This window comes from Nonomuraea antri, assembly GCF_013283785.1.
Lineage (GTDB): Bacteria > Actinomycetota > Actinomycetes > Streptosporangiales > Streptosporangiaceae > Nonomuraea > Nonomuraea antri.
Genome location: NZ_JABCPZ010000298.1, coordinates 1 through 11,433 on the forward strand (window position 1 = coordinate 1; position 11,433 = coordinate 11,433).

Genomic DNA, 11,433 nt, shown 5'->3' on the forward strand with positions numbered 1-11,433 from the left:
GTTCGGGGGGATGAGCTGGTCAGGTGATGGGTTCGACGAGTCAGGCTGGTGGTGAGCAAAGATGCTCGCCCTTCGAACGGCCGTTCAATTCGACTTAGTTTCGATATGCTTCCTGCGCCCGAACACGACGAGGGGACTCAGCGTTGCGTCTAGTGGCGAACAGGTATGCCGTCGGCGGTGACATCGAGCGCACCGGCGGTCAGGGCAAGGTCGTTAAGGCGATCGACGGCAAGGATGGCGCCCAGGTCGCCCTGAAACTCATTTCGCGGCGTGAAGCCGATGAGGTCCAAAAGGAGTACTTTCGCCGCGAGATGGAGGCCCTCCACCTGCTGGACCACCCAAACATCGTCTCGTTGCACGCTTTCGGCGAAGATGAACATGAGGACGCGTTCTATCTGGTCATGCCCTGGTTGGATAAGAACCTGCCCGAGGTCCTACCACCGGACGGGGATCTTGGCTGGGACGACTTCGCTGACCAGTGGGGGCTCCCGCTGGTCGAGGCGTTGGCCCACGCGCATCAACGGGACGTTGTCCATCGCGATGTCAAGCCCGCGAACATCCTGATTGCCGAGGATGGGACCCCCATGCTGGCCGATTTTGGCATCAGCAAGATTCGCAGCCAGTTGATCAAGGGGCTTACCCTCGTCGAGCACTTCTCGCGTCCTTACGCACCACCGGATCTGCAGGGCATGGCTAGCGCGAGCCGGGATGTGTGGGGTTTCGCCGCGACCGCATTGCGTTGCCTCACCAGTGGCCCGTTCGATGACTATCCCGACATCCCGGCAGCATTGGCCGACCTTGATGTGCCACCACAGGTCCATGACCTGCTCGCCCAGTGCACTAGCTTGGACCCCCTGGCCCGGCCGCAGAACGCGGTGGTGTTACGCAGTCGGCTCCGGGAGATCCAGTCCAGCCGTCAGCGCCGTTTTTCGACGTACATCCATCGACTGCAACTGCGGGTGAGCGAGGACGCGGCCCGGAGATTGGCCGCGCTGCCCCTGAACCGTGACGCCGATGCGATCGAGCAGGCCATTGCCAGTGAGCTAGCCCAAGGTGCTCATCTGCTGAGGTACACCGACGGCGTCGGTAACGTGTCGATCGACACGTTAGAGCTAATTGGTCGAGAGCGTCGCCTAAGGCTCGCGGTGCAGCCTGACCGGCCCGAGTTTGTCCTGACCAAGGTCAACGATGCCGCTGAAGCGGTCCTTGAAGGACTGCGTCGGCGGGGCTGGCCGGTCAGCGATCAGATCGTGTGGACGTCGCGCCCCCAGCCACCCGCAGCGGCCATGGCGGCCAAAGAGTTGGTTCTTGCCGGCGTCGACGACCACTACATCCGGTTGGACGACGAGAAGCATCGTCGGGCCGAGAACGTGATGTTCGACAAGTGGATCGACCTGCTCGAAGCGAAGGAAAATCTCGAACTCGAGCGGGAGACGCCGTTGGCGTACAAGTCGGTCGACATCGATGGCCGTCGCGTCAGGTTCCACCTCCGCGAGACCAGCGACTCCGACCTGTTGGGGAAGGAGCGGATCTGCCGCGGCCCGGCGGGACGACCCGTCGGTGGTCCCGGCGTCGTAATCGCCCAGGACGACACGACCATCACGCTCGCTTACCCGAGAAAGATCAAGAGCCTGCCGCCCTCCGGTGAGCTGGCACGGCACTCCGCGCCGGCCGCGTCGGCGTTGCGTCGACAGCGCGAGGCCGTCGCCAACGTCCGCGCCGGGATCTCAGTCCGTCCGCAGTTGCGTACGCTGCTGCTTGATCCCACGCGAATCGCTATCCCGATTGCCAGAAAGATCGACAAGTGGTCGAGCGAAGCGCTGGACGACGACAAGAAGACCGCCGTCATGACGGCGATGGGCAGTGCCGATTTCTTCCTACTAAAGGGCCCCCCAGGGACAGGCAAGACGAGCTTCATCACCGAACTGGTGCAACAGGAGCTGGCGCGCAAGCCTGACACGCGGATTCTGCTGGTCAGTCAGGCCCACGTCGCGGTCGACAACGCACTCGTACGACTCTCCGAAGCCGGCGTGGACCATTTGGTCAGGCTCGGTAAGGACGACGACCCGCGGATCGCCGCCGAGGCCCGCGAGCATCTGCTTGACCAGAAGATGCCAGGGGTGATCCGTGAGGTCCGGCAGCGGGCCGAGGCTGAACTGAAACGACGTGCCACGGCTTTTGGCGTTGACCCTGGCCACGTAGAAGGTGCGGCGGCAATCCTGGAGCTGATTGAGGCGCTGCGCGAACTCGGCAATACCCGAGCTCGGCTGGACGGTCTCGACACGAGCTCCAGCAGGGTGCATGGTCAGCTGCCCGATTTCGGGGAGCAGGACGCCGAAGCGCAGACCGCCTCGCTCAACGACCGCGTCCAGGCGCTCGGCGACCGGATCGACGATCTGCGTGGGCGGGCCAACCTGGCTCTGGGCGGAGATCTGGACCTGCCGCAGGAGTTGACCTTGCAGATCGCCCGGGACGCGTTCGACGCCATCGTCGGCGACGATGAACAACTACGCAAACTCGTCGACCTGCTGACCCTGCAAGCAGAGTGGTTCCAGCGGATCGAATCGGGCCGAGAGTTGGAGGGGGTGGTGCTGCGCGCGTCGAGAGTAGTCGCCGGTACCTGTCTGGGGTTCCTGTCGCACCCCGCCGTCCGAGACCTCCAGTTTGACCTGTGCATCCTGGACGAAGCGTCGAAGGCGACCGCGACCGAAACCTTGGTGCCGTTGTCGAGATCCAAACGATGGGTGCTGGTCGGCGACTCCAACCAGCTTCCGCCGATGCAAGAAGAAGTCCTCGACCATCCTGAGCTGATGGAGCGGCATGGACTCGAACGCGCTGACATCGAGCAGAGCCTGTTCCAACGACTGCTGGACCACGCGCCCGCTGCCGCCATATACCAACTGACCAAGCAGTACCGGATGGTCCCCGGAATCGGTGACCTCGTGTCAGCTTGCTTCTACGACGGTCAGCTAGTGTCGATGCCAACAGATGCACTGCCTGGCTGGGACATGCTGCACAAGCCGGTCACCTGGTTGGACACCGGCGCGATGCTAGATCGGCGCGAACAAGCCGACGGCACCAGCATGGTCAACCACCGTGAAGTACACGTTATCCGCCGCACAATCACCACCCTGCGAGCGGCGCTGGAGAAAGAAGTCATCACACCGCCGGGTGGGAGACCCTTGCGGGTTTTGGTGCTGACCGCCTACAGCAAGCAGAGGGAACGGCTGCAACACGCCGCCGCCGGTCTACGATCGAAGAAGCTGGAGATCGAGGTCAATACCGTCGACGCCGTGCAGGGACGCGAAGCCGACGTCACCCTCTACTCCGTGGTCCGCAGCAACAATCAGCGCAAGCTGGGGTTCCTCGGACCGCTGCACTGGCGGCGCATCAACGTCGCCATGTCCCGGTCACGATACGGCCTGATCATCGTCGGCGACGCTGCATTCTGCGAATCGGTACGCGGCCCGCTGAGCAAGGTACTGGCCCACATTCGGCGACATGGCGCCACCTGTAGGATCGGAGACGCGAGCAATGGCTGACACCACCATCATCGCGGCACGCCGCTACAGCGACCAGCACCCCGGTTACCGGCTCGCCTACGCTGGCGAAGCAGCCGTGCCGGTGTCTCTACTCACGCTCGACGTGGTGGCGCAGCAACGCAAGAAGCTCCCCCTGGTGGACGAGTTCGTGCTGCGACTGGCTGTCCACGGCATCCACAAGATCAGCAATATGGCGGCCGTGCTGGGCATCGATGAGCCGACTGTCTCGGACGCTGTTGTGCACCAGTTGTCGGCCGAAACCATCGAATACCGGCCGGACAGCCTGGGCGGACACAAGGTCCTGCTTACCTACGGCGGCCAGCGCGCGGTCGAGGAACTGTCCACGGTTACCCCGCAACGCACCGAGTACCAGTCGGCGTTCGACCGGCTGCTGTGGAAACCGACCCCGCATAGCCGATCCGATCTGGTTAGCCGGGCCGACGCCGAGGCGCTCGGCATGCTGATTCTTCCGTCTGCTCGCACTGCGGAAGTGGCCACCAGTGATGTGACCCCACGGCGGCTCAATCAGCTCTTGCATCAGGTCCAGCAGGACAACGGCAGCCCGGAAGTCGAACTTCTTAGTGTCGAGGCGATCACCCGCCAGCCGCGGCTCTACTTGCCCGCAGTGCTGCTGGTCTTCATTTCAGACACGGCCGATGACCAGCGCTTCAACCTTGTCGTCGACGACACGCTTAGCGAGCCCCACGACAGCGCATTGCACCTGGTCGGCGGACTGGAACGGACTAAAATAGAAATCGCGCCCGCCGTCGGCGAGCCGGACCTGCCGGCACCGCTACGCCAGCAGCGCACTCCCTACGACGCCGTTCGCGACCTGCAACGCCGGGCCGACACCCCGCTGCCAGCCGACGATGGCACACCCTCCACGGTCTTGTCGCACACCGAGAGACATGAGAGCGTCACCGCCCGCGCCGACCTGGACGCCCTCACCGTCCGCTCAGTGCCGCTGTTCGAGCACCGAGAACTACTGATGACCGCGCTCGAGACCGCCCGCACTAGATTCCTGTTGGCCACCCCATTCGTGCGAGATGCCGTAGTCACTGGCGATTTCATAGCCAAGATGGAGACCCTGCTGCGCCGATCGACCCTGACCGCCCACATCGCCTACGGCCTTGGCAGCGACCTCACCCACAATGACAAGAGCGCTCTCGGTCGGCTGCGCACGCTAGCCCGCCGATACCCTCAGCTCACAGTGGCTCACGTGGCCGAACGGAACCCCAACATCCTGATCTTCGACGACACCTGGGTGAGCAGCGGCTTCGACTGGCTGTCGTTCCGCGACCAACCCACGCATACCTACCGACCAGAGGAAGGAACACTCGTCCGCGACAAAGCGCACGTCGACGAGCAGTACGACCACTATGTCGCTCTGATCGCTCGAGCCGCTAGGCACTGATTGTTGCGCGCACCAGACATCACCGTCTCATGGAGCGTCTGACCCTTGCTGCTTGGTAGGCTGCGACGGCGTCTTGGCTGTGTTCTGGTGCAGGAGCCCACTCCTGTTGCTGGATGGTGAAGGGATACCAACGATCGTCTGGGCCGAGTCGTATCTCAATCCCGTTAGCCAAGTCGGTGATGCGGTTCTGATGGACTTTGAGATCGGGTCTTGGCGTGATCTCCAAAGTGTTAATCATTTCGGCTGCTTGGTGCAGACGCTGGGACGGGGCTTCTGCCGGATACGCGGCCACTTGTGAGCCGACAAGGCCGCCGTATCGGTAGGCGAGGCGAAGGCGGGCAAGTTGGGCGAGAGCCACTTGCGCCCGCTCTGCTACCACACGGAGGTGTTCTTGGGGGAGGTCTAGTACGTCGTTCAGCAGCCGCACAAGGTCCAGGACAGGATCAACCGAGGCAGGACCATTCCCCTCGCGTAGGGAGCGCGCTCGTTGACCCGAGTCTTTGATGACGAGCGCCAGCATGCTCAGCGTGGGCGCCTGTGGCGGCGGCTCAGGGATATTGTTCTCTTCGACGCAATCCAGCATGTTCCAGGCCATCAACGGCACCTCAAACCTACGAGGTTGAGAAGTTCCGTGTTGTCAAATTCTCGAGGATCATGCTCGCCTGAAGGAAGAATCTTGGCCGCGAGCAACCGCTTGTTAACGACGCGTGCGAATATCTTCTCTTCGATCGTGCCTCGTGCGATGAGATAATGAGCTGTCACGTCGTGAGCCTGGCCAAGGCGGTGAGCCCTGTCGGTGGCTTGATCCTCGACTCCTGGATTCCAGAACGGATTGAAGTGGATCACGTGGTTGGCTCGACTTAGGTTTAGCCCGACTCCGCCGGTCTTCTTGGTGAGAATCATCACCTCGCCATCGCCTGCCTGGAAGGAATCGACGAGAGTCTCTCGGTCTCGTGCGCGCACATCGCCATCGAATACCGTGACTCGATATCCGCACGTTGCAAGGTGGGCCTCGAGGAGTTTAGCCATCACCTTGTAAACTGGTGAAGACGAGAGCGGCCTGCCCGCGGTCTCGAATATCGCTCATGATGTTCTCTAGTCGCACGAGTTTGGGCGAGTGTGCAGCATTTATCCGAGGATCACTAAACGAGCTGGGTGACGCCTCATAGAAATGTGCGGGCGAGTTTGCTATCTGCCGGCAGCCGGTAATCAATGCAAGAACGGACGTCCCGCGAGAGCTTGTTCCTGTCGACTGCTCAACTTGCGCAAATGCGTCTTGGACGTGATTCTCATACATACCTCGCTGTTCATCCGACAGCGTCACCACGTGCGTGATCTCGATCTTATTCGTGAAGTTCGCGCTGATTGCCGGATCACTCTTAGTGCGGCGCAGCATGAACGGTTGAATCAGGCTTTGCACGCGGGCGATGGCCTCGCGATCGTGATGGTCAGACTGGCTACCATGCAGTCGGCGAAACTGCGACAAGTCGCCGAAGAGTCCGGGGTTGGCCGATTCTAACCGACCAGGCCTCCCACGAATCGACCAAGAAGACGTTCAGCTTCGGCAATATATTGTGTCCGCCAGTCCCGCACAATTGCGAACCTTATGTAGATCAGGCACGGCCGCCCCAATCCGCCGCCCGCACCTTCGCGCACGTCTCGGCAATGGCCTTAACAATCCGCGCTCATCGACCTGGACGTTATGCGCGGCTCGCTCGGCGGCGGCGGCGGCGACGACGACGACGACGACGACGACGACGACGACGACGACGACGACGACGACGAGCGTACTGTTGTTGGACAAGCGGGCCAGATCCGCTTGAATGCGTCCCCAGACCCGGTTATAGCGCTCCGCCACGTCCGGTGGCCTGCTGGCGAAGTATTCGTAGTAGGTGCCCGGACCGGGTGCGGCGCCTTGGAGATGACCGTCAGCGGCAGATCGCCCATATGCGTGCGTTCGGCCTCCAGGGCCTTGGCCACCCCTGTCCGCCCGAGATCCTCCATGACCTCGGCGCGAGGCTGCCCGCTCGTCAGCTCCAGTGCCAGAGCCAACTCCACCATGTAGACGCCAGCAGGCACATGAGCCGGAATCTGCCACATGGGTTCGGGCTTTCTCGTACGATAAGCCCCTGTACCACCAAGAGCGTCGTTTGGGAGAAGGAGAGGCGCCCTAGACAGACACACGCCGGATGCAGCTATTTGCGACCAGGGCGAACACGCCGCTTGGTCCCTGCCCTGGCCGTATTGTGTCCGCTCACAGATTGGTGGAACTGACCACATGTCACCCGAACGTGTGCTCCTGATCGTTCTCGCGGCTATCGCCGCCATCACCATTGCCGCCGCCCTCATGCTCGCGGACGGCAAGACGTGGCCCGCCGCCATCCTCGGCGAGCTCGCCGCGGGAGGGGCTACCTTGTGGGGGCTGTTGAGCTGGTTCAGCAGCAACCCGTGACAAGCAAGATGCCCGATCCCTGAGCCGGGGATCGGGCCCCGCCCACGTATGTGCGCCCACCACCCGTCCATGTGCGCCAACCCGACGTCCACCGAATCCGGCGCAAATCTCCCAAGGCGGCGCGAAAGACAAGCGCATCATCGACAGCTGGTATGACCCATCAAGGACGTCCAGCGTCCTTCGGACGTGTTCACCGCTCAGGAACAGAACCTCGCTTGGACGCCCCCCTCCGCCGCTACAACCATCCCATTGCCGCCACCACGACCCTGTGAGCCACCATCAGCCTCGTCATCGGTCACGACCGCGTCCTCACCGACCGTCCGGGCCGACCCTATGACGAGACGCTGCGGCGGGCGCTGCGGAACTTCGCGTTCATCCCCGCCGACCGCCGGCCTCCCCGGACGCCCGAGATCGCTAGTGCGCTGCGCTGGCTGGAAACCGCGTCACTACCCATCACTGCGCTGGAAGACGCCAAGCACGCACGGGCCGCATTGGAGGCTTTCGCGCTCCTCCTTGATGGCTCAGCGGCAGCAGCCTCCACCTTCCGGCGCAAGAAGGCGGTGTTCCATCACGCGCTTGAGTACGCCGTCGAGTTGGAAGAGCTTTCGGCAAATCCGCTCGACCGAGTGAAGCTGCGCCGCGCCAAGTCGAGTGGTGAGATAGATCGACGCGTCGTCGTCAATCCGGCCCAGGCGCGGGAGCTTCTCGTCGCCGTCACCTATTGCGGCCGGACCCGCGGGCCGATGCTGGCGGCCATGTTCGCCTGCATGTACTTCGGTGGCCTGCGACCGGCTGAGGCGGCCGGGCTCCGGGAGAAGGACTGCCACCTTCCCGCATCCGGGTGGGGCCTGCTCACACTGGAGAAGACCGCCCCCCAGAGCAACAAGCGGTTCACCGACTCCGGCAAGGCTCATGACGAGCGCGGTCTGAAGCACCGGGACGCGAAGAGCACGCGGCCCGTACCAATCCCACCCGAACTGGTGGCCATCCTCCGGGCACACCTCGACACGCACGGCACGGCCAAGGACGGACGCCTCTTCCGGACCAGGACAGACGGCGTGATCTCCGGCTCGGCCTACGCCAAGATCTGGAAACAGGCCCGAACCTACGCGCTCACTCCCGACCAGGTCGCCTCTCCCCTGGCGGGCAGACCGTACGACCTGCGGCACGCGGCCGTCTCGCTGTGGCTGAATGCCGGCGTCCACGCACCTGAAGCGGCGGAACGGGCCGGCCACGGGGTAGACGTCATGCTCCGGGTCTACACCAAGTGCATCGACGGGCAACGCGAGGTGGCCAACCAGCGGATAGAGGGTGCGCTGGCCTCATGAAGGATCGATCGAGGGATACTGGCCCGATGGATCTCCCAGCTGAGCTCAGAGATCGTCTGGCCGAACTCAGAGGCGATCTCCTTTGGGGGCGGCTCCTGGGGAGCGTGACGGACGCCGGGTGGCTGGCCTGTGAGCTCATCGAAGCCGGTCTGGATACGCCTACTGTCTGGGAACTCGCGGGCCACGCGTTGTCCATCGGACCCATGAATGAGGTTGAGCCGCTGGTTCGCCAGGTACTCACAGAAAGCGGCTTCCCGTCCATCGATCTCCAGCGCGAGCCGTGGGCAATTGCTCACGATGTCGCGCAGGGCATAGCGGAAGGCACACTCCCCCTCGGCAAGGGCGCCGACTTCTTGATCCTTGAACTCAGAGATCGATGGACCACCCCCGAGGAGATCTGGGAACTGATCCTCCTCATCGACGACTGGGAAGCCCTGCGTGGGACTCCGCCGAGTGACGACGAGCTTCGACAGCAGGCACGCAAGATCGCCGATGCCGCATCAGGGTGGCGCAACGCGGAGGCTGATCAGGAACCGTAGAACATGGGAGTACCTTGCCGGACGAAGGGTCTCGGATCACTCCGGGACCCTTCATCGTGCGCTGGGGGATCATCCCGCACACGTCCCGAAACTTGGCCTCGACCTGCGGAAACGTGGCTTCTTTCATCCCGCGTATATCCCGGGACCACCGACAGACAGGGGCTCTCGGCGGCCTACGGCTGCATGTCGAGCGGAAGCCGCATCCAAGCAAAAGACCAGCTCAGACGGTATTTGAGCTGGTCTCGATGGCGCGCCCTGCAGGATTCGAACCTGCGACCGTCGGATTAGAAGTCCGGTGCTCTATCCAGCTGAGCTAAGGGCGCCTCCGCCTTATTGTGCATGATCCGGCGACTTGTCATGCACACGTTTTCGTCGTGTCAGTCTGACAGCCCGATCACCACCCACATGAACAGCGTCCCGGACACCGTCGCGGCCAGGGTGGGGAGGGGGCGGCGGCTGGACGTGTGGGCCTCGGGGAGGATGTCCGAGGTGGCCAGGTAGAGCAGGAAGCCGGAGAACAGGCCGAGGTACGCGCTCAGCACGACATGCGGGATGGCGATCAGTGAGGTCAGCGTGGCGCCTGCGACCGGGGCGAGGGCGTCCAGGGTCAGGAGGGTGAGTGCGCGGCGGCGGGCGTTTCCGTACAGGGACGTGACGGTGTAGGTGTTGAAGCCGTCGGTGAAATCGTGGGCGATGACGCCGATCGCGACCGCCACGGCGAGTGAGGCGTCGGTCTGGAAGGCGGCGCCGATCGCGGCGCCGTCGAGGAGGCTGTGGACGACCAGGGCCGAGCCGGCGGTGAGTCCGACGCCGGTGCGGGCGTGGTGATGCGCGGCGTAGTCGCCTTCGTGGGCGGTGTGCATGCCCATCGCGCGTTCGACGATGTGGATGCCGAGGAACGCGGCGGCGAAGGCGAGCATGGGCAGGGGGACGCCGTGGACGTCCGGGGGGCTGCCGGCCAGCGACTCCGGGAGGAGGTCGAAGGCCACCACGCCGAGCATCACGCCGGCGGCGGCGCCGAGGACGAGATGACGGCGTTTCTTGACGCGGTCGGCGACCAGCCCGCCCAGCAGCGTCATGAGGAAGGCTGCCAGGGAGAGCATGATCGGCATGAAACTCCAGGCTAGGACCTGTCTTCAAAGGTGATCTAGATGGGGGATCATCGTGAGGTGATCCGGCGTCATGAGCTCAGTGATGAAGAGTGGGAGCGGTTGCGGCCGTTCCTCCCGGCAGCGCGGTTAGGGCGTCCGCGAGAGGACGATCGGCGGGTGCTGAACGGGATCGTGTGGAAGATCCGTACCGGGGTGGCCTGGCGGGACGTGCCGCCCCGGTACGGATCTTGGCAGAGCTTGTACACCCGGTTCCGGCGCTGGGCGCTGGACGGCACGTTCACCGCGATGCTGCAGGCTGTGCAGGCCCAGGCTGACGCGCGCGGGGACATCGACTGGCTGGTGGCGGTGGACTCCACCATCGTGCGGGCACACCAGCACGCGGCCGGGGCCCGAAAAGGGGGCACCGGACAGGAGCGGAGCCGGATCACGCGCTCGGCCGATCCCGCGGCGGGCTGACCAGCAAGATCCACCTGGCCTGCGACGGCGCCGGACGGCCGCTGGCGTTCTGCCTGAGCGGCGGCAACGTCAACGACTGCACCCGCTTGGAGCAGGTCCTGGCCGCCATCCGGGTTCCACGAGTGGGCGTGGGCCGCCCGCGCGTCCGACCGGATCATCTGGTGGCCGACAAGGGTTACAGCACCGGCAAGATCCGCGCCTACCTGCGCCGGCGCGGTATCGCCTGCACCATCCCCGAACGCAGTGATCTGATCGCCGCCCGCAAACGGCGCGGATCGCGTGGTGGCCGGCCACCGCGCTTCGACCGGACCCTCTACAAGCGCCGCAACGTCGTCGAACGCTGTTTCAACCGGCTCAAGCAGTTCCGTGGCCTGGCCACCCGCTACGACAAGACCGCAAGCTCCTACACCGCTGTGGTCACCATCGCCTGCATCCTGCAATGGTTGTGATCGTTTGAAGACAGGTCCTAGTACTACAACCTGATTTCGTGATATTTGAGCCATCGTTTCCAGTAGTGGCTGCTGCGGGCGCGGGCTTGGTCCTGGCGTCGGCGGGTGGACCAGCGAAGGGCGAAGTCCAGGGTTGTGGTG

General features: G+C 63.9%; 11 protein-coding genes and 1 tRNA gene. 6 read left to right on the top strand and 6 right to left on the bottom strand.

All coding sequences use genetic code 11. From position 1 onward, the window contains the following. Window positions 1–152 precede the first annotated feature (152 nt). Both HII36_RS49315 and HII36_RS49320 read left to right on the top strand, forming a co-directional pair. Window positions 153–3,542 (top strand): AAA domain-containing protein, encoded by a 3,390-nt coding sequence (locus HII36_RS49315; protein WP_173530328.1) that lies wholly within the window; start codon window positions 153–155, stop codon window positions 3,540–3,542. Further along, complete coding sequence (locus HII36_RS49320) at window positions 3,535–4,956, top strand: phospholipase D-like domain-containing protein (RefSeq protein ID WP_173530329.1); 1,422 nt, start codon at window positions 3,535–3,537, stop codon at window positions 4,954–4,956. The genes HII36_RS49315 and HII36_RS49320 overlap by 8 nt, the downstream gene beginning before the upstream one ends. A 19-nt stretch (window positions 4,957–4,975) precedes the next feature. Here HII36_RS49320 and HII36_RS49325 read toward each other — a convergent pair whose 3' ends face one another. The 4 genes from HII36_RS49325 to HII36_RS49340 are packed head-to-tail and all read right to left on the bottom strand — an operon-like array spanning window position 4,976 to window position 6,814. Beyond that, window positions 4,976–5,551, bottom strand: coding sequence for a hypothetical protein (locus HII36_RS49325; RefSeq protein WP_173530330.1), 576 nt, complete (start codon window positions 5,549–5,551; stop codon window positions 4,976–4,978). Then, window positions 5,551–5,985, bottom strand: coding sequence for a helicase-related protein (locus HII36_RS49330; protein ID WP_173530331.1), 435 nt, complete (start codon window positions 5,983–5,985; stop codon window positions 5,551–5,553). The genes HII36_RS49325 and HII36_RS49330 overlap by 1 nt, the downstream gene beginning before the upstream one ends. Continuing rightward, a complete protein-coding gene (locus HII36_RS49335; RefSeq protein WP_328808244.1) occupies window positions 5,978–6,496 on the bottom strand; it encodes an SNF2-related protein in 519 nt (172 codons plus the stop codon). The genes HII36_RS49330 and HII36_RS49335 overlap by 8 nt, the downstream gene beginning before the upstream one ends. A 15-nt stretch (window positions 6,497–6,511) precedes the next feature. After that, window positions 6,512–6,814 carry a hypothetical protein gene (locus HII36_RS49340; protein WP_173530333.1) on the bottom strand — a complete coding sequence of 101 codons (303 nt, stop codon included), beginning with the start codon at window positions 6,812–6,814 and terminating at the stop codon, window positions 6,512–6,514. A 420-nt stretch (window positions 6,815–7,234) separates the two neighbouring features. On the opposite strand from HII36_RS49340, the gene HII36_RS49345 reads away from it, so the two are divergent. The 3 genes from HII36_RS49345 to HII36_RS49355 all read left to right on the top strand — a co-directional run bounded on the left by HII36_RS49345 (window position 7,235) and on the right by HII36_RS49355 (window position 9,275). Next, window positions 7,235–7,408 (top strand): hypothetical protein, encoded by a 174-nt coding sequence (locus HII36_RS49345; RefSeq protein ID WP_173530334.1) that lies wholly within the window; start codon window positions 7,235–7,237, stop codon window positions 7,406–7,408. Between the two features lie 491 nt (window positions 7,409–7,899). Continuing rightward, window positions 7,900–8,736 (top strand): tyrosine-type recombinase/integrase, encoded by an 837-nt coding sequence (locus HII36_RS49350; RefSeq protein ID WP_236004862.1) that lies wholly within the window; start codon window positions 7,900–7,902, stop codon window positions 8,734–8,736. A gap of 26 nt (window positions 8,737–8,762) precedes the next feature. Further along, entirely contained in the window at window positions 8,763–9,275 is a 513-nt protein-coding gene (locus tag HII36_RS49355; protein ID WP_173530335.1) for a hypothetical protein, read from the top strand. A gap of 246 nt (window positions 9,276–9,521) precedes the next feature. Here HII36_RS49355 and HII36_RS49360 read toward each other — a convergent pair. Both HII36_RS49360 and HII36_RS49365 read right to left on the bottom strand, forming a co-directional pair. Next, window positions 9,522–9,598 (bottom strand) — tRNA-Arg (locus HII36_RS49360). Between the two features lie 54 nt (window positions 9,599–9,652). After that, window positions 9,653–10,378 (bottom strand): ZIP family metal transporter, encoded by a 726-nt coding sequence (locus tag HII36_RS49365; protein WP_236004864.1) that lies wholly within the window; start codon window positions 10,376–10,378, stop codon window positions 9,653–9,655. 48 nt (window positions 10,379–10,426) lie between these two features. On the opposite strand from HII36_RS49365, the gene HII36_RS49370 reads away from it, so the two are divergent. Continuing rightward, window positions 10,427–11,292 (top strand): IS5 family transposase gene (locus HII36_RS49370; protein ID WP_407940895.1). Its coding sequence is split into 2 segments (ribosomal slippage): window positions 10,427–10,792 and window positions 10,795–11,292, totalling 864 coding nucleotides; the frame shifts between segments, so codons are not numbered across the junction. The last annotated feature ends 141 nt before the right edge of the window (window positions 11,293–11,433 follow it).